The sequence below is a fragment of the Acinetobacter sp. NIPH 2699 genome (assembly GCF_022549355.1).
Classification (GTDB): Bacteria; Pseudomonadota; Gammaproteobacteria; order Pseudomonadales; family Moraxellaceae; genus Acinetobacter.
In genome coordinates this window covers 41,316-60,593 of sequence record NZ_JAKZGL010000002.1, presented here as the reverse complement: position 1 = coordinate 60,593, position 19,278 = coordinate 41,316, and the positions used below count along the sequence as shown (strand labels likewise).

Genomic DNA, 19,278 nt, shown 5'->3' with positions numbered 1-19,278 from the left:
TAGGTTTTTCGGGGAATGACAACTAAACAACCACTCGTCTTGCTGGTAGACGATGAAGAGGACTTGTGTCTCTTAATGCAAATGACGCTTGCACGAATGGGCATCAAGACACATCTCGCCTACCGTGTTGAGCAAGCCAAAAAGTTTTTCACAGAGTTTCAGTATGACGCTTGTCTAACAGATTTGAACCTCCCAGATGGCAACGGTTTAGATTTAGTCAAACACGTCACTCAGAATCATCCCAATACACCCATCGCTGTACTCACCGCTTATGGCAATATGGACATTGCGATTGCAGCCTTAAAAGCTGGGGCATTTGATTTTGTCAGCAAACCAGTCAATCAAAAGCATTTGGATCAATTGATCCAAAAAGCCTTGAATCGACCGCAACCTGAACAAGAGGCGGCTGAAACCGCTTTAGAAAATAAACTGCTGATTGGGCGCTCAGCTCCAATTCAACAGTTACGTATCGCGTTAAAGAAAATTGCGCGTTCTCAAGCCCCTGTATTTATTACAGGTGAGTCAGGAACAGGCAAAGAGGTCGTCGCAAATCTCGTCCACCGTCTAAGCAATCGTAGTGAAGGGCCATTTATCGCCATTAACTGTGGCGCGATTCCAACTGAATTGATGGAGAGCGAGTTATTTGGACATAAAAAGGGCAGCTTTACTGGGGCGACTCAAGACAAACAAGGCTTAATTCTTTCTGCACATGGCGGTAGTTTATTTTTAGATGAAATTGCTGAACTGCCATTGAATATGCAGGTTAAATTACTGCGTGCAGTACAGGAAAAGAGAATTCGCCCTGTTGGTTCAGATCAGGAAATTGATGTTGATTTTCGGGTGATTAGTGCCAGCCACCAAGATCTCGAACAGTTGGTTCAACAAGGCCGATTTAGACAAGATTTATTTTTCCGTATTCATGTGATGGATATTGTACTTCCTCCCTTACGTGAACGCGGGCAAGATATCCTGTTATTGGCCAATCACTTCATCCAGAGAATTAGTCAGGAATGGGATTTATCGGCTAAATCCTTATCAGCTCGTGCTGAACAGTTCTTACTACAGCAATACTTCCCTGGCAATGTCCGTGAATTGCGCAATATCATTGAACGAGCCATGACGCTCAGCGATGATAACAGCATTGACCTAGCGCACTTACAGACAGCGCCTCTACGTAGCCCGATCTCGATGCCGACAGCATCTTTCTATGCTCAAGAAGATGCGGAACAAGCACAATATTCAGCCAGCCCAAGCACCAGTTCTAAAAAGCTTCCACCTGAGGGCTTAGAACGTTATTTAGAAAATATTGAGAAAGAAGTTCTGCTCAATGCGCTTAACTTAACCCATTGGAATCGAACCTTAGCCGCTAAGAAATTAGGCATGACCTTCCGCTCTTTACGCTATCGGTTAAAGAAATTCGGCTTAGATACCGAAGAGGATGAATAATCCTTAAAAATTGAAGCCCCTGATGATCAGGGGCTTCATTGCATTAAGGCTTACTTTTCAGGACTAACTCGCTGATATGCTCTAAATAATAGTCTTCTTTCATTTCAGGCTGCAGAGCATAGCTTTGATTTGGCTGTATCCCTTGCCCTTCTATCATCTGATCTTTCGGTGTGTAATAGTGAGATACTGTCATTTGTAGCGCAGCACCACTTGGTAATGGAAAGAGCTTTTGTACCACACCTTTACCGTAACTATTTTCTCCAACCACCCATGCACGTTTATGCTCTTTTAATGCGGCTGTAAAGACTTCAGCTGCCGATGCCGAACGACGATTAATCAGTATTCCTAATTTAAGTTTCTGAAACTCATTAGAAGGGAGAGCCTGAAATTGCTGATCGCCTTCGGAACGGCTCTTGGTGGTCACGATCAAACCTTGGTCCAAAAATAAATCTGCGGATTCAACGGCTGCTGAAAGTAAACCACCCGGATTATTGCGTAAATCCAACACCACGGCTCTTAACTTATTCGAACCAAATTCTTCGATCAGTCGCTTAATTTCATTGGCCGTATCTTGCTGAAAAACCCTGATTTTAAGGATCAACACTTGATTTTGTAATAAAACAGGTTCTATATCTGTTTCGACTTTCTTATTTCTGACCAAGATCAGCGTACTCATATTGTTTTCTGGCAAAATTTGTACGGTGCTGCCAATTGAGCCATACAATAAACCTTGTACTTGGTCTTGGTTTAAACTTTTTAATTCTTGATTATCAATTTTGAGAATGATTTGCCCATTGCGCAAACCCAGCTTATTCGAATCCGAACCTGTTTTTAAACCCTGAATCTGCCACAATTTTGTATGGGCATCATAATTTAAATTAAAATCGACCGAGGCCAAATCACCTTCGGTATATTGAATCAGTTGACGGTACTCTTCAGCAGATAAGTAACGTGAATAATTATCTAAACCACTCACCAAACCTTTAATCGATTGCTGAAATAAAACATCATCTGATTTTTTATCGACATAGTTATCTCGAACAATGCCATAAATCTGCACAAACTGTTGAATCGACTCAATCGGCACTTCAGCACTACGTGATGTGGTGTCATCGCCCCAACCAGAGGGAGCAGCATGAAGTGTATGCCCCCAACACATCAACAAACTTGCCCATAGCACTCGGTAAATGTTGTTGTGTCGAGTCATACGTTCACCTTCTAAAAAATCGCTCTATAAACCGCGATTAAGGGAGATTACTTTAAAGTAATTAAGTTCTTACCCTGCATTTCTGGCGGTACAGGAATCTGCATCAAATGAAGTAACGTTGGTGCAACGTCAGCCAAAATACCACCTTCAGCAATAATTGCTTGGGTAGGACCGACATAAATAAACGGAACCGATTCAGTGGTATGCTGAGTATGCACTTGCCCACTGACATAGTCTTGCATTTGCTCTACATTACCATGGTCAGCAGTAATTAACATATGCCCTTTGTTTGCCATCACCGCATCATAAACACGGCCTAAACAGGTATCCACAGTTTCCACTGCCTTAATCGCAGCATCAAATATACCCGTATGCCCAACCATATCACCATTGGCATAGTTCACCACCAACAAGTCAAACTCACCCGAGTTAATTGCATTGACCAACTCATCAGTGACTTCATAGGCACTCATTTCTGGCTTTAAGTCATAAGTCGCAACATTCGGCGATGGAATCAAAATACGCTTTTCCCCCTCATATTCATCTTCACGACCGCCACTAAAGAAGAAGGTAACATGCGCATACTTTTCAGTTTCCGCAATACGCAATTGGGTTTTTCCCAAGCCAGACAAATATTCCCCGATAGAGTTTTTCAACCCTTCAGGCATATACGCAATCGGCGCATCTATACTAGCTTGGTAGCGTGTCAACATGACAAATTTTGATAATTGAGGAATAACTTTACGCTCAAAACCTGCAAAATCTTTTTCAACAAAAGCACGGGTAATTTCACGCGCACGGTCAGCACGGAAATTCATAAATACAAGACTATCGCCATCTTGTACCTTCGCAATATCGCCAATACGAGTTGCTTTGACAAATTCATCATTTTCATTGTCAGCATAAGCTTGTTCGAGACCTTCAACCGCACTGTTGACGACACGAACAGCCTCACCTTCAGTCATTAAACGATAGGCTTGCTCAACACGATCCCAACGGTTATCACGATCCATCGCAAAATAACGCCCAATCATGGAAACAATACGACCTTGATTTGGATATTGCGCGAATAATGCATCTAATTTTTCTAATGACGGTTTGGCACTACGCGGTGGTGTATCGCGGCCATCTAAAAATGCATGTAGATAAACCGTAGCACCACGTTTTAACGCGAGTTCGCACATCGCCACAATATGGTCTTCATGTGAATGTACGCCACCTTCAGACAGCAATCCCATTACATGCACTGCACCATTAGCCGCTTTTGCCTTCTCTACAGCATCAACCAATACTTTATGTTCAAAGAAATCACCAGTACGAATATCTTTAGTAATACGGGTGAAGTCTTGGTACAGCACACGTCCAGCACCAAGATTCATATGTCCAACTTCTGAGTTACCCATTTGCCCATCAGGTAGGCCGACATCTTCGCCTGAACCAGAAATCAAACTATTCGGATGCTTGGCTTTCATCGCAGTGAGGTTTGGCGTCTTAGCGGCTAAATACGCATTATCTTCGACTGCTTCACGATGTCCTACACCATCCATAATTACAAGAACGTGAGGAATTTTACCAGCATTTGCATCCGTCATAATGGGCTCTCTGTGTGTCTATCATTTGATCGGCATAGTTTACCGAAATTTAAGCAAATTCTCTATGACCTTGCTGATGGCTTTCACCAATGTGCAGCATAGAAATAATGGATCGATTAACGGACTGCTTACCTTGCTCGATACAATAAATAACTACCGATGCTAAACATCAAAGCCACAGGTAATAATACAAACCAAGCCGGTGAAGGTGCATAGACCAAACTGGCGTAGCCCATAAAATCTTGTAGATAGAAGAAGCCAAGTCCTGTAAATAAGGCTATCACCAAGCGAAAACCCATTGATTGTTGCCGCAATGGACCAAAAATAAAGGAACACGCAATCAGCACTAACGCAATCAAAGCAAACGGCGATGCGACTTTCTGCCAAAATGCCAACTCATAGGTTTTCGGCACTTGGCTGTATTCTTCCATATAGCGCATAAAGCTAATCAGCTGACTTGGGGAGAGATCTTCTGGATCCAAAGTCACCATATGTACATATTTCGGTTGTAGCGCTAAAGCCAAAGCTTGCTGTGCATGGTCTGTTTTGATGGCGTTGCCTTGGGGTAATAAATCAACTTGATGCGCCTGTTCCAAAGTCCATTGCCCATCTTTGACAAAGTTGCCATGTTCAGCAGTTACAAAAGACTGTAAGCGATAGTTTTCATCAAAATCAATCGATTGAATATTGCGTAACTGCCCTTGAGCATTGGCATAGTCGATATAAACGAAGCGCTGTCCTTCCCGTGACCAATAGCCTTTGACCTCACCTAAAGCAGCAACACTACGTTGTTTTTTGACGCTTTGAGCTTGTTCATTGGTATATGGGATCACCCATTCGCTTAACACAAAAGACAAAACGATCAACAACAATGCCGAACGCATCACCCAGCCAACAATCCGCCACAGACTGATGCCTGCCGAACGCATCACGATAAGTTCACTATTTGAAGCCAATGCACCCAGCCCCAAAACCGAACCAATCAATGCGGCTACAGGCAAGATTTCATAGAGATAACGTGGCGCACCCCACATGACAAATATGAACGCTTGCCATGCATTGTAATTTTCTTTGAGTGCACCTAACTCACCGAGATAAGTAAATAATACCTGCAAAAAAGATAACACCAGCGTTGTACCAAGCATGGCGAGGACTGTCGTTTTTGTCACATGTTTGGCAATGATTCGACGTGCTAACATTACAACCCCACTCGCTGAATACTTTTCTTGATTTTGGGTGCCAATTTCTGTTTACGCGCAAAAATTGCCGCAGCCATTGCATAAATAAGCAATACAACTGGATATGCCCAAACGTCCAACTCTTCTTTACTAATCCGCGTCTTAATTGCAATCATCAACACGATCAAACTGGCAAAAATGAAAATCGCAGGAATCAAACGATAATATCGTCCTTGGCGTGGATTCACCTCAGATAAAGCCACTGCCAATAACAAAGCGACCAGCATGACAAATGGACCCGAGATCCTCCAGCCCAACTCACTTCTGACCACAAAATCATCACGTTTCTGCCATAATTTTGCCATCGATAAAGCTTCAACATCCTCACTTTCAAATTTCACATCCTTATCATTTTCTAAACGTAAACGATAAGATTCAAATTCGGCTTGGGTATATCGTGGCTGGTTAGGATAGATTTCGTAACGTCGCCCTTGGACCAAATCAACGACACTGGCGGTATCATTTTCCATTTCTACCCGAGTCGCTTCTTTGGCTAGAATCATTTGATCAGGTTTATCGTCACGATCAGACTTATAATAATAAAAAATATCTTTTAGATTTTTCCGATCTTCTGAAAGCGAACCAGCATAAATCGTATAAGATCCAGAGGAAATAAACTCCCTCGGTCGCACCAAATCAAAACCAGCACGCACGGCTTGTGTCTGCATCAAATTTTGATAGCCACTGATGCCTGCCGATGCTCCCCAGCACATTAAAATCGCTTGTACGATCACAAAGACAAAGGTCATCGGCAATAATAATCGTGTCAATTGATTACGGCTGACACCACTACCATTTAACACAGCCATTTCATGGTCTACATAGAGACGGCCAAACACCAGCATCAGACCAATAAAAAAGCCCAATGGCAAAATCAAGGTTAAAAACTCTGGCAAACGATAAGCAATGATGCTGAGCAAAACACCAGCATCCAAACGTCCTTGTGCAGCTCGCCCAAATATCTTAATGAGCTGACCACCCATAATAATTAAAGTCAGTAAGGCAGTCACAACCAGTGAAGTGGACACCACTTGTTTGACGAGGTAACGCCGAATAATCAAAGTAATGCTTCCAAAAATAGACCAATCGAGGGGTAATGCTAGTTTACCCGAATGTTAAAAATATAAAACCTATCGCTTGTTGCGGATTGCAACCTCATATCTGAAAGTGTTTAATGGGATTAACTTTCTTTTTTGTCCATTAGGTTTTATACAAACAATGAAATTTACCCTTCATCGCGCATTTCCAACGCAAACACCAAGTGAATCTTTGTGGATTTTGGTTGATTCTGAACAATTACAACAAAACCTAAACAGCTATAAAATCAACCAACTAGATGACATAATCAGTGCCACACAGTTCAAAGCTGGCTTTAATGAAAGCCTTCCACTCATTGCTCAAGTCGCTGTTCAAAGCAACACGCAGTTGCTCGGTCTTGGGAAAAGTCTAGAGTTAAAAGCCAGTAAGTTAGCAAAACTCACACAAACGATTATCAAATCATCACAAACTAAATTTAAACAAATCACAATCGATTTATCAGCGCTACCTGCTGATTTACATCAGTTGTTCGCTTTAAGTTTGACCCAAACGGCTTATGCTTACGATGAATTCAAATCCAAGAAAAATGAATTTGTCTTAGAAAGCATCCAACTGGTAGCAGATCAGAGCCCATTGAATGATCAACAATTGAATTTGATTCATGCAGTTCAATCTGGACAAAACTATGCACGTGACTTAGGCAACCGTCCGGGCAATATCTGTTTCCCTGAATATCTCGCCGATCAAGCACTGGCCCTCGCTGCACAATATCCTGATCGACTCACAGTGAATGTGCTAAACGAACAACACATGACAGATTTAGGCATGCATGCCTTTTTAGCGGTCAGCAAAGGCTCTGATCGTGAAGGACGTATCATTACCCTTGAATACAATGCCAAAGTGAATCAAGCACCAGTGGTATTGGTAGGTAAGGGTGTGACTTTCGATACTGGCGGTATTTCATTAAAACCAGGCTTAGGCATGGACGAAATGAAATTTGACATGTGTGGTGCGGCATCTGTACTTGGAACAATGCAGGCCCTATGTGAAGCACAATTACCGATTCATGTGGTTGGTGCAATCGCAGCAGCAGAGAATATGCCTTCAGGGCGTGCGACACGTCCTGGTGATATCGTCACCAGCATGAGTGGTCAAACCATTGAAATTTTAAATACTGATGCAGAAGGTCGTCTGGTTCTTTGCGATACATTGACCTACATCAAACGTTTCAATCCTGCCTTAGTGATTGATATTGCAACATTAACAGGTGCATGTGTAGTCGCACTGGGTAAAGTGGTCAGTGGTTTATTCACGCCAGATGATGAACTTGCACAAGACTTACAACATGCAGGTGAACAATCCCTTGACCGTGTATGGCGTATGCCCGTGATGGAGGAATATCAGGAACTACTCGACTCGCCTTTTGCCGATATCGCCAATATTGGTGGGCCGTATGGTGGTGCAATTACCGCAGCATGTTTCCTTGAACGTTTCACACGTGAATATCGTTGGGCACATCTCGATGTCGCTGGAACAGCATGGCTATCAGGCGCAGCTAAAGGCGCAACAGGCCGTCCAGTGCCATTATTGATGCAGTTCTTAGCAAATCGTGTTGAAACGAATAACTAAAAATATGACCCAAATCAGCTTTTATCTCTTTGAAAAAAGTGCAGAACGGCAAGTCGAAAGTGCTTGCCGTTTATGTCGAAAAATTCTGAATCAGCATCCGCATATTTGGTGGTATTGTCCTAATTTAGACCTCCAAACCGAGCTAGATGAAAAGCTGTGGACTTTTGATCCACTTAGCTTTATCCCTCACGGCATTCATCAACCGAATAACGCAGTCTGTATTTCAGAGCAACTCCCCACATCCAATGATTGGATCGTGTTTAATTTTAACAATCATGCACTTGAACTTACTCAGGATTTTCGCCACATTATCGAGATTATTGAAAATAATGAAACCGCAAAACAGATTGGGCGAGAAAAATTTAAACAGTATCGGCGTTTAGGTATTGAAGCCCGAACGTTTAAATTATAAATCTGTATGCAATAACATCATTGAAGGAGTGTCTTGTGGCATTGAATGTTGGTCAGGACTTTAAGAAACGTTGGTTAAATACCCCTGAAACGGTACGCCAGACCTATCAGGAAGATTTAGCACGGATCTGTGATCTACTGTTGCCACAAACCCAGATTCAAACTTGGACGCAGCATGAGGAGCATGCCGCGCAACGCTCCCAACAACGCATTGACCAAGCCTATGCGGACCTTAAAGCGGAACTAATTGAGCAGGCACGCATCCGTAAACAACAAGCCTTGGAAAAAGCATTAGCGGAGAAACGTGCAGCCGAAGCGGCTTATGCAGCACAACTACAAGCGGATGAAATTCATCAATTTACACAACAAACTGAAAACCTTGTTGCCTTACGAAGCCATATTGATCAAGAGATTGCACAGCAAACTGAACGCTATCAAAGCAATCCTGAGCAACCGAGCGTTGACTATGCATCAGGACAACGCCTTGTTATCGAAGATCATCAAATTTTATCTGAACTCGAAAGTGTTCGAGTACGTTTAGAGTTGGAAGCAGAAGGTTTAATTGAACAAGCCGTCACCGCATTTCGCGCCAAACTACATCTACTTGCCAATGAAGAAATCGAATATATTTTGAAAAATAGTGAATTCTCTAACGAGAAATAAAGAGCAAGAAGCCCAGTCGATCTGGGCTTTTCTTTACCTAATTTTTTATTTCAAAAAACCATTTTCAGCTAAAAAAGCCATACTGATATTCGATTCAGTTTTCTGCTCAGCAGCTTTGTCACCCAACAATAACCGCTCGATATAACGCGCCAGTACATCCACTTCTAGATTCACTTTAGAACCGACTTGCCATGTACCAATATTGGTTCGTTCAGCCGTATGCGGAATCAAGTTCAAACTGAGAATATTGCCACGTAAATGGTTAATGGTCAGGCTAATCCCATCCACGGTCACAGAGCCTTTTTCTGCCAGATATTTGGCCAACTCAACTGGTGCAGTCACTTCAAAATACAATGAACGCGCATCTTGGCGAACGACAGTGATTTCACCCAAACCATCCACGTGTCCACTGACGATATGCCCACCGAAACGTGTGGTCGGTAACATGGCTTTTTCTACATTGACTGCTTGCCCAACTTTCCATTGACCAAGGGTGGTACGATTTAAACTTTCACGAGAAACATCTGCTGCATACCAATTCTCGCCCCACTCGATCACCGTTAAACAAATACCATTAGTGGCAATAGAATCCCCCAAATGCACATCAGACATATCCAAATCAGTCTGAATCCGTAGACGAACATCACCACCCACACTTTGTAGACTTTCAACTTTGCCTAAACTTTCAATAATGCCTGTAAACATATGACTTTTAACCTACCTTCATTCAAGTGTGAGTCTCAGCGAATCAAGATACCTTAATGCAAAGAACTTGAGATAACAAGCGATCCGCTTATGCAAATACAGCCAAATGAAAAAGGGCGATCACCTGATCACCCTCCTGTTATTTGATTGCCTTCTTCTCATCACCATTACATGTCTGAGATGTGCTTTTCAGCAGTCGTTGGCACTTCGACTTGCTGACTCACTAAAAAATGGCTAAAGAATAATTTATAGCCGAGCACCCCTAAACAAGCCCCGACAATGGGCGCGATAATCGGAACAATAAAGTAAGCAATATCTCGACCACCCGTGAATGCGACTGATCCCCAACCCGAGAAATAGGCAACAATTTTAGGGCCAAAATCACGTGCAGGATTCATCGCAAAACCAGTTAAGGGACCAAAAGAAGCGCCAATCACCGCAACCAACAAACCCACCAATAACGGCGCTAAAGCACCACGCGGCAAGCCATTTTGATCATCGCCTATTGCCATAATCAACCAGAGCAACAACATGGTTATAAACATTTCAACCAAGAAAGCTTGACCGATTGAAAGCAAGTGATGCGGATAAGTGGAGAAAATTCCAGCCAATTCTAAACTTTCAACGCTACCTCGAATCATGTTGTGGCTTTGTTCATAATCTATAAATAAATTACTGTAGAGTCCGTAGACCAATAAGGCACCGACCGCAGCACCTGCAACTTGTGAAATAATATAGAAAGGCACTTTTCTTTTATCAAAGCCTGCAAAGAGTGCCAATGCAATGGTGACTGCTGGATTGAGATGTGCACCAGAAATACCTGCTGAAAGATATACCGCCAATGCAACAGCCAAACCCCATACCACGCTAATTTCCCACTGACCAAAACCTGCACCTGTCAGCTTAAGCGCAGCAACCACACCGATACCAAATGATAAAAAAACTGCTGTAGCAAAAAATTCAGCGATACATTGTCCCAATAAGGTGGGTTCCGAGCGACTCATAACAACCTCTCTTGGCCATCGCTTCTCATCGATAAGACCCTAAATGAGGTCGGGAAATTATATTTATTTTGATATTGGGTCAATGTTTTTTGGTATTTTTTTAACCGAATAGTAAAATTAATTCAGTTATAAAATGCAGTGCAATCGCTTAAGGACTAGACATTATTTATCACACAAGCACATGTATTTCATTGAAATTTATAACAAAGACTAAACAAAAGAAAAAATATTAAAAACCAAACCGAGTAAAAATATAATTAAAAAATAAGAGATAAAGACTATAAAAACAGATGCTTATCTAAGAATACGATTTAATTAATCTTATTAACCGATAGCACATAAACTTAAGATACAAAAACACCACTTTTTAGCTAAAGTGGTGTTTTCTTAGTCTTACCAAAGTGCGAGCTGAGTGCTGCTGCCTGACGTATCTACGCCACCTAATTCAGCAAAATGATACAACTGGCCTAGTAATTGTCGCAATGGCGGACCTGATTTTGCATGAGTATCGGTAATCACAATAAACTCAAGCACCCGTGCCCGTTCCGACTGTCTCTGTTTACTGACACGATAGCGAGGTACATCCTGAGTCAGCAAGGTAACTTTTCCACGCTTTAAATTGGCAGTCAGTAAATCTTTAGGCTCAATATTTCCATCAGTCGAATAGCTGGTCAAAATATAACGCGCATTAATGGTTTCCAATAACTTCTCATACGCATTTTGGGCATGTTTAGATGAGTTATAGGGACTTGGACGTTCTTTACGCCACGCACGATCAATACCACTCTTAAAACCTTTGGTATCGGGTGAAGGTAAATCCACTTGATCCCATAGGGTCAATGCATTCAGAACATGATAATTACTACTGTACGCATGTTGATTATAAGGTGGATCAAGATAAGCCACGTCCACCTCAAAACCACTCATTTGATTGGCTAAATGCTGTGCATCGACACACCATACTTCTGCCGCAGGGCGTTTTGTATCACCAATTTCACAAAAACGACTTGGGGTTAACCACAATAAAGATTCAATACGCTCTAATGCGGTCTGAGTTTTTCCACCCCAGCCTTGATGAAAACTTTTAAACACGCCACTGGTATTACTGACGAAACTTGCTGAATACAGTAATGGTGCAAGTAAAGCACTCATTTCCACATCATTAATTGCACCCTGCGCTTGCCACGTTGCGATTTGCTGGCGAATCGCATCAATCTTCATCCCATTACGACGTTTAAAGAATAGTCGATCGCGTGCAGGATCATAAACATCATCATTGCGGGGACATAAATTATGCGTCACCCAGCCCTTTACTTCAGGCAAACGATTTAAAATATCAATGGCTTTTTGATAGCCACCTAATTCTTTAAATGCAGGTGCATCAATACAGGCCAAAATCGCGTGATTGAGGGCATGGCTGTAAGGCTCCCAATCATTGGCAATCACACGATAACCATTTTGGCGAGCCAAACGAGAGACCACGCCACTGCCTGCAAAAAAATCAGCAAAAATTGGTGGGTTCTTTTTCTTACTATTCAGTGTTCCCGTAATCTCAAGCGCTTCTAAAATCAGATGAAGGAGTCGGCGCTTATTCCCCAGATAAGGTACGAGCTGATGAAAAAGATATTCGTCAGTGGTACGCGCTGCATGGCGACGTTTGTGATAAACCGATGCTTCAGGATTCATATCATCTCTTGGATAGGGAGCAATCTTAGGCGAATATCTTGCCCAAGTTGGGTTACATCGACCAACTCAAAGCGAAGCTGCTCTGCCATTTCGTTCAATTGAGCATTGAACATTGACCGAGCAGATTGACCAAGTAAAGTTGGTGCAACATAACTAATCATTTCATCAACCAAACCTTGTTGTAAAAAGGCAGTCGATAAAGTCGCACCTGCCTCAACCAATACATCATAAATTTGATGTTGTTGAGATAAGGTCTGCAATAACTGATCTAAAGGTTGCGGTGCTAATTGTATCACGCCTAAATCGGCAAGTTCTTGCCGAAATGGAGTCATCACCATGACTGTTTTGGGATTCTGTAACATCTTGGCAGTGAGTGGCAATTGTCCTTGTCGATCAAGCACAATTCGTTTTGGTTGAACAACCGTTGCAAGATCAACACCCGCTAATGTCCGAACATTCAGCTCACAATCATCCGCTAAAACCGTTTGAATCCCAGTGATCACTGCACCTGAAATCGCACGCCAGTGCTGTACATCTTGTCGTGCGGCTGTTCCTGTAATCCACTTCGACTCACCCGAAGCCATGGCCGTCCGCCCATCTAGACTGGAGGCGATTTTCAAGCGTACATAAGGTAAACCTGTTGACATTGCTTTTAGAAAACCCAAATTTAAAGTTTTCGCAACCTCAGCACAAACACCCGTTTCAACGTCAATGCCTGCATCTTGTAAAATTTGGACGCCCTTGCCTGCCACCAGTGGATTTGGATCAGAACATGCCACCACAACTCTTTTGACTTGTGCTTTAACCAGTGCTTCAGCGCAAGGAGGCGTTCTACCATAATGTGCACATGGCTCTAAGGTCACATAAGCTGTCGCAGCTTTTGCATGTTCACCAGCCTGACGCAATGCAAACACTTCCGCATGCGGTTGTCCTGCTTTTGGGTGATAGCCCTCTCCAATCAATTGACCATCTTTTACAATGACACAGCCAACGTTCGGATTCGGTTTGGTGGAATATTGTCCAAGTCGAGCTAAATCAATTGCTCGTTGCATCCAATACTGATCTTGAAAAGTTCGATCTTGATTTAACTCAGACATGATTTCTCTAACTTAGGCTTCATTTTCACGTTGTTGCATTTGCTCAATCTGATGGCGAAATGCTTCTACATCTTGGAAATCTTGATAAACCGAGGCAAATCGAACATAAGCGACATGATCCAATGCAAATAATGCCTGCATCACGATTTCACCAATAGTTCTTGATTTGACATCACGCTCGCCTAAACGACGAATCTGCGACTGAATATCACTGAGTACCGTTTCAATTTGCTCTTGTGTCACTGGACGCTTCTGTAGTGCGTGCATCAATGAACGGCGCAATTTCGCTTCATCAAACGGTTCGCTTTTGGTATCCGATTTAATGACGCGTGGCATCACCACTTCATAACTTTCAAATGTGGTAAAACGCTCGCCGCAAATAGAACACTCTCGACGACGACGAATTTGACACCCTTCCGCAGCCAAACGGGAGTCGATGACTTTACTATCAGCAGCGTTACAAAATGGACAATGCATAATGGTAGGATTATTTACTCACGTTGGCTAAGTGTAGCAAAGTTTCTTGATTTGCTGAACTAGGCTCTACAGACATAACAATCTTGCATAAAAAAACAGCCCTGAGCAGAAGCACAGGGCTGTTTTATCAATATCATTTTACATTTGATTATTCAATACGTTCGCCATGTTGGCTCAAGTCAAGACCTGTACGCTCATCATCAGCGCTAGCACGGATGCCAATCGCAAGATCAATCACTTTCAAGATAATAAAGGTCATGACTGCACTATATGCGATTGTTGCAAGTACGCCTTCAACCTGAATCCATAATTGTGCCAACATATTGCTCGGTGCATCATCACCCATGATGAACGAACTTGCAAAGACCGCTGTCAAGATCGCACCAACGATACCACCGATACCATGTAAGCCAAATGCATCTAAAGAATCATCTGCTTTGAGCATACGTTTGAGGACGGTAACTGACCAGAAACAGACCACACCACCAATCAAGCCCATAGCTAAAGCGCCGCCTACAGTCACGAAACCAGCCGCAGGAGTAATCACCACCAAACCAGCAACTGCACCAGATGCTGCGCCTAAAGCAGAACCTTTACCGCGAACCAAACGTTCTGCAATCAACCATGATAATGCAGCACTTGCAGCAGCAACCTGAGTCACAACCAATGCCATACCTGCAGTACCATCCGCCGCATAAGCAGATCCACCATTAAAGCCAAACCAACCCACCCAAAGGATGCTTGCACCAACTAAAGTTAGCGTCAGGTTATGTGGCGCCATAGATTCTCTGCCCAAACCGACACGCTTACCGATCATGTATGCAGCAACTAAACCAGCGACACCTGAGTTAATATGGACAACTGTACCACCCGCGAAATCAAGTGCTTTGTCAGTTAACCAACCACCACCCCAGACCCAATGGCAGATCGGCGCATACACCAACACAACCCAAAGTGCTGCAAAGACCATAAATGCTGAGAACTTCATACGTTCTGCAACAGATCCGCTGATAATGGCAACAGTAATAATCGCAAAGGTCATTTGGAAAATGACATCAATGATTTCAGGTAATGCTCCGCCTGTTTCTGCCGTAATACCGGTCAGCATGACTTTGCTGAAGTCACCCATAAAGGCATTTCCTTCACCGTAGGCGATGGAGTAACCAATGATGACCCAAACGACGCTCACAACGGCTGCTGCACCGAAGCTATACATCATTGTAGATAGAACATTTTTACGACGTACCATACCTGCGTAGAACAATGCCAAACCAGGTAAAGTCATAAACAAGACTAAAGCTGTCGATACAAAGATCAACATTGTGTCAGCTTTATCTACCGCTTCAACTGCTTCTTCTGTCACAGCAACTGCTTCAGTTTCAACAACATCAGCGGTGCCATCAACCTCAGTCGTCGTAGATAAAACGACTGCTTCGGTTGTCACAGCATTCTGTTCTGGATTTGGCTCGGCCCAAACAACCGCTGAACCACCTAAGAGTGCGCCAGATAGACTGAGCGCCATAAGCATTTTTTTCATTCGTGTCCCCCAACCTTATTTTGTGAGCTATATCTCTTAATTTCTAACTCAGCAAACTTTATGCCAATTTAGACAGCATCTGGTCCAGTTTCACCAGTACGAATACGGATGACTTGTTCTAGATTAGTGACAAAGATTTTCCCATCACCGATTTTTCCTGTGCTTGCGACACGCGTAATAGATTCAATGACCGCATCGACCATTTCATCGCTAATCGCAATTTCAATTTTTACTTTCGGTAAGAAATCAACAACATACTCTGCACCACGGTACAGTTCAGTATGCCCTTTTTGACGACCGAAACCTTTGACTTCAGTTACGGTAATCCCTTGAACACCAATATCAGAGAGTGCTTCACGAACATCATCTAATTTGAATGGTTTTACAATTGCAGTTACAAGCTTCATGTGTGTTTTCCTTCGGCTTATTTTCACCAGTAAGGTTTTATGTTCAATTTTCATGCCAATATTTAAAGGTTAGGGGATTTCAAATACGGGACATAAGGCTTCTTTATAACCTATTTAAGCGTGGAGATGTAGATCCTCAATCCAAAATAAGTCGTATTTGCTATGATTTAACTGAATTTCATCGTCACCCATCAAGCTGTTCTGAACAGCGCTAGAGGATTGCTGCAAGCAGTGATACACTGAGCAACAAATACACATAAACGATTGAGCACTTTATGATTGAAACTCTTTTACAGGCTATTTTGCAGCAAGTCGATCAACCCAAAAAAGACTTAGAAAAAAATTTACGCGCTTTACTCAATGAAAGTATCGAAAAATTAGATCTGGTTTCTAAGCAAGAGCTCGATCGCCAAAGAATAGCCTTGAATTTAGCTAACCAACGCCTCACTGAGCTACAACAGCAAATGAAAACACTTGAAGAAATCGTGCAGAATAAAAAATAAGCACCAACTCGGTGCAGATAGCACCTTAAAATGACTAAAAATAAAGCACCACAATGGAACAACAATAAAATGTCTTTCGCAAAAATTTATACAAGGGGTTTATTGGGGCTACACGCCCCTCAAATCGAAGTTGAAGTCCACATTAGCTCTGGTCTACCCTCTTTAACCATTGTTGGCTTGCCTGAAGCCGCAGTGAGAGAAAGTAAGGATCGGGTTCGCTCAGCGATTATTAACAGCGGCTTTCAGTTTCCAACCAAGCGTTTAACCATTAACCTAGCACCTGCAGATCTGCCTAAAAATGGTTCACGATTAGACTTACCCATCGCGCTTGGCATCCTAATCGCTTCTGGCCAACTCCCTGAAAATTGCACAGAGGGCTTTGAATTTATTGGAGAACTTGCACTCGATGGACATTTGCGCCCAATCTCTGGTGCACTCACGATCGCGATGGCATGCCAACAGAGTCAACACCGCTTGCTACTTCCTACAGCAAATTTAGACGAAGCCAATCAACTTCCAAACTTTGAAGTCTATGCAGCCAATCATTTACAAGACGTTTGTGCACATTTTTCGGGCAATTCACATATAACCGTAGCACCTAAACAAGCGAATACAGCGTTATCTGGTTACCAATTCGATCTTGCAGATGTAAAAGGGCAATTACGTCCTCGCCGCGCTCTCGAAATTGCAGCCGCTGGCGGGCATTCTTTGCTCTTTAAAGGCCCACCGGGCACAGGCAAAACGTTACTTGCATCAAGATTGCCTTCTATTTTACCGCCACTCAATGCGCAGGAAAATTTAGAAGTTGCCAGTATCTATTCCGTTGCGAATGCTCAACATCATTTTGGACAACGCCCCTTTCGTGCGCCGCACCATACTGCGTCAGCCATTGCATTGGTAGGGGGCGGTTCGCAACCAAAACCCGGTGAAATAACGCTTGCTCATTTAGGCGTGTTATTTTTGGATGAACTGCCTGAGTTTGATCGCAAGGTACTGGAAGTATTACGCCAGCCACTTGAATCTAAAGAAATTATCATCTCCCGTGCGGCAAGGCAAATGACCTTCCCAGCCAACTTTCAGTTTATCGCAGCAATGAATCCCTGCCCTTGCGGTTATGCATTTAATCAAGACAATCGCTGTCAATGTTCACCTGAAAGTATCCAACGTTATCAAAATCGTATCTCAGGACCATTATTAGACCGTATTGACCTACATATAGATGTGCCACCATTACAAGCGCAGGAATTACAAGATCGAACAGCCACTGAAAACTCTGAAATTGTACGCCAACGCGTCATCACGGCGTATGACAAGCAAATTCAACGACAGCAGTGCTTAAATCAAGCGCTTTCCCCCAAATTATTGGAACAATATGCACTTTTAGATGACAACTCAGCGAAAATCATCGAAATGGCGCAACAGCGTTTAAATCTTTCTGCTCGGGCTTATCATCGCGTATTACGTGTTGCCCGAACGATTGCAGATTTAGCTGAAAGTGATGTGATCTCAAGTACTCATCTCACGGAGGCACTTTCTTACCGAGGCAACCAAGCTTAAAAAAAAGCGACCGTTAAGGTCGCTTTCGATTATTGTTATGATTAAAAAGCGTAACCTACCCCCAAAACCACTTTATTCTTTTGTTTGGTTTCATCACGTGTATAACCACCAAAAATATAATCCAAATTCCAAGTTGCACCAGTTTCGCCCAATGGATGTGATACGCCTAAAGTTGCATGACGGAAAGCAAAGTCAGTTTTGGTGACATCACCTGCTTTGGCTTGATAAGCTAGATATTCATCATCATCGCCATAATAATACGCTGCAACTTGAACTTTCCCTGTAAATCCCCCAGCGAGTTGAGGCGTATAAGTTGCCAAAAAGTAGGTATCACCCTTATTGCCAAAAGTAACGTTATTCAAAAGGGTTTGGGCTGTTACTGTTAAATCTTTATAACTTAAGCCCACAATCGCTTCATAGCCCGTAGATTCCCAACCCGGATAATAGTAATAAACAGTTCCCCCGACTTAATAACCCAAGTCCTCACTAATTTTGCCTTTATAGCCGGCATAGAAATCATTTTCGAATGACTTTTTCTCTTTTGGAACATAAGTCGGCGAAGTATTAAAGTCTGCATAAGCCGCTGTTAAGGTTGAAAACCAGTAACCCAAATAAAATCCTCTGTCATGGCTATAATCTAGTCCACCCTGTATGGCAGGTGTATCACTTTCAGGCGAGTTGGTCATACCACGCAAGTTATAACTCGATACAACACTGATATTTCCTGAAAGAGCACCTGAAAATGGCAATGTCGTATCTGCCATCACCAAAGTTGACGTTGCAACCATCATCCCCAAAGCAACACCTTTACATGCAAATTTCATCATATTGATTTCCCCCATAATTTAGATACTTAACTGATTTATGTTTTAAATTGCATCGAGGGGTAATTTGCAAATGCTGTGCCAAGCCAAAAGCATTCAGAAAAATATATTAAATACCTAAATAACAAAAGCTTATAATCACACTCAAATCAGGGTTTGATTTAATTCCTTGTCTAAATAAAAGATGAAGCACATCGTGCATCAAAACGAAAGCAGCCTAGACCGTTATGGCGCATACAAAAGCAAAATGGGGAAAC

At 42.6% G+C, this 19,278-nt stretch carries 17 protein-coding genes and 1 pseudogene; 6 read left to right on the top strand and 12 right to left on the bottom strand.

Features of this window, described 5'->3' with window-relative positions; all coding sequences use genetic code 11:
* Positions 1-15: 15 nt before the first annotated feature.
* Positions 16-1,446 carry a sigma-54 dependent transcriptional regulator gene (locus MMP72_RS02225; RefSeq protein WP_241314129.1) on the top strand — a complete coding sequence of 477 codons (1,431 nt, stop codon included), beginning with the start codon at positions 16-18 and terminating at the stop codon, positions 1,444-1,446.
* A gap of 43 nt (positions 1,447-1,489) precedes the next feature.
* Here MMP72_RS02225 and MMP72_RS02220 read toward each other — a convergent pair whose 3' ends face one another.
* From MMP72_RS02220 to lptF, 4 genes are all read right to left on the bottom strand, one after another.
* Positions 1,490-2,653: a S41 family peptidase gene (locus MMP72_RS02220; RefSeq protein WP_241314127.1), complete on the bottom strand. Its 1,164-nt coding sequence runs from the start codon at positions 2,651-2,653 to the stop codon at positions 1,490-1,492.
* Positions 2,654-2,700: 47 nt separating this feature from the next.
* Positions 2,701-4,245: a 2,3-bisphosphoglycerate-independent phosphoglycerate mutase gene (gpmI, locus tag MMP72_RS02215; RefSeq protein ID WP_241314125.1), complete on the bottom strand. Its 1,545-nt coding sequence runs from the start codon at positions 4,243-4,245 to the stop codon at positions 2,701-2,703.
* A 128-nt stretch (positions 4,246-4,373) separates the two neighbouring features.
* Entirely contained in the window at positions 4,374-5,444 is a 1,071-nt protein-coding gene (lptG, locus tag MMP72_RS02210) for an LPS export ABC transporter permease LptG (protein WP_241314123.1), read from the bottom strand.
* Positions 5,444-6,544 (bottom strand): LPS export ABC transporter permease LptF, encoded by a 1,101-nt coding sequence (lptF, locus tag MMP72_RS02205; RefSeq protein ID WP_241314121.1) that lies wholly within the window; start codon positions 6,542-6,544, stop codon positions 5,444-5,446. Before lptF ends, lptG begins: the two co-directional genes overlap by 1 nt.
* 157 nt (positions 6,545-6,701) lie before the next feature.
* On the opposite strand from lptF, the gene MMP72_RS02200 reads away from it, so the two are divergent.
* From MMP72_RS02200 to MMP72_RS02190, 3 genes are read left to right on the top strand one after another with little or no spacing between them, the layout of a single operon-like run.
* Complete coding sequence (locus MMP72_RS02200) at positions 6,702-8,150, top strand: leucyl aminopeptidase (protein WP_241314119.1); 1,449 nt, start codon at positions 6,702-6,704, stop codon at positions 8,148-8,150.
* A 4-nt stretch (positions 8,151-8,154) separates the two neighbouring features.
* Entirely contained in the window at positions 8,155-8,562 is a 408-nt protein-coding gene (locus MMP72_RS02195) for a DNA polymerase III subunit chi (RefSeq protein WP_241314117.1), read from the top strand.
* Between the two features lie 35 nt (positions 8,563-8,597).
* Entirely contained in the window at positions 8,598-9,224 is a 627-nt protein-coding gene (locus MMP72_RS02190) for a hypothetical protein (protein WP_241314115.1), read from the top strand.
* Positions 9,225-9,269: 45 nt separating this feature from the next.
* Here MMP72_RS02190 and MMP72_RS02185 read toward each other — a convergent pair whose 3' ends face one another.
* From MMP72_RS02185 to glnK, 7 genes are all read right to left on the bottom strand, one after another.
* Positions 9,270-9,929 (bottom strand): riboflavin synthase, encoded by a 660-nt coding sequence (locus MMP72_RS02185; protein ID WP_241314113.1) that lies wholly within the window; start codon positions 9,927-9,929, stop codon positions 9,270-9,272.
* 167 nt (positions 9,930-10,096) lie between these two features.
* On the bottom strand, positions 10,097-10,933 hold the full coding sequence (locus MMP72_RS02180; RefSeq protein ID WP_241314111.1) for an MIP/aquaporin family protein: 837 nt from the start codon (positions 10,931-10,933) through the stop codon (positions 10,097-10,099).
* Between the two features lie 393 nt (positions 10,934-11,326).
* On the bottom strand, positions 11,327-12,619 hold the full coding sequence (locus MMP72_RS02175; protein ID WP_241314108.1) for a DNA adenine methylase: 1,293 nt from the start codon (positions 12,617-12,619) through the stop codon (positions 11,327-11,329).
* Positions 12,616-13,716, bottom strand: a complete 1,101-nt coding sequence (ribD, locus tag MMP72_RS02170; protein ID WP_241314106.1) for a bifunctional diaminohydroxyphosphoribosylaminopyrimidine deaminase/5-amino-6-(5-phosphoribosylamino)uracil reductase RibD — start codon at positions 13,714-13,716, stop codon at positions 12,616-12,618. Before ribD ends, MMP72_RS02175 begins: the two co-directional genes overlap by 4 nt.
* A gap of 12 nt (positions 13,717-13,728) precedes the next feature.
* Positions 13,729-14,193 (bottom strand): transcriptional regulator NrdR, encoded by a 465-nt coding sequence (gene nrdR, locus MMP72_RS02165; RefSeq protein ID WP_241314104.1) that lies wholly within the window; start codon positions 14,191-14,193, stop codon positions 13,729-13,731.
* 148 nt (positions 14,194-14,341) lie between these two features.
* Entirely contained in the window at positions 14,342-15,730 is a 1,389-nt protein-coding gene (locus MMP72_RS02160; protein WP_241314101.1) for an ammonium transporter, read from the bottom strand.
* 68 nt (positions 15,731-15,798) lie between these two features.
* A complete protein-coding gene (glnK, locus tag MMP72_RS02155) occupies positions 15,799-16,137 on the bottom strand; it encodes a P-II family nitrogen regulator (RefSeq protein WP_000780326.1) in 339 nt (112 codons plus the stop codon).
* 275 nt (positions 16,138-16,412) lie between these two features.
* Here glnK and MMP72_RS02150 point away from each other — a divergent pair, with 275 nt between their 5' ends.
* Both MMP72_RS02150 and MMP72_RS02145 read left to right on the top strand, forming a co-directional pair.
* A complete protein-coding gene (locus tag MMP72_RS02150) occupies positions 16,413-16,640 on the top strand; it encodes an accessory factor UbiK family protein (RefSeq protein ID WP_241314099.1) in 228 nt (75 codons plus the stop codon).
* A 69-nt stretch (positions 16,641-16,709) separates the two neighbouring features.
* The gene (locus MMP72_RS02145) at positions 16,710-18,197 is read left to right on the top strand and encodes a YifB family Mg chelatase-like AAA ATPase (RefSeq protein WP_241314557.1); all 1,488 of its coding nucleotides are present in this window, start codon (positions 16,710-16,712) and stop codon (positions 18,195-18,197) included.
* Positions 18,198-18,238: 41 nt separating this feature from the next.
* On the opposite strand, the pseudogene MMP72_RS02140 reads toward MMP72_RS02145, so the two are convergent.
* A pseudogene (locus tag MMP72_RS02140) lies at positions 18,239-19,024 on the bottom strand (TorF family putative porin).
* Positions 19,025-19,278: the final 254 nt, after the last annotated feature.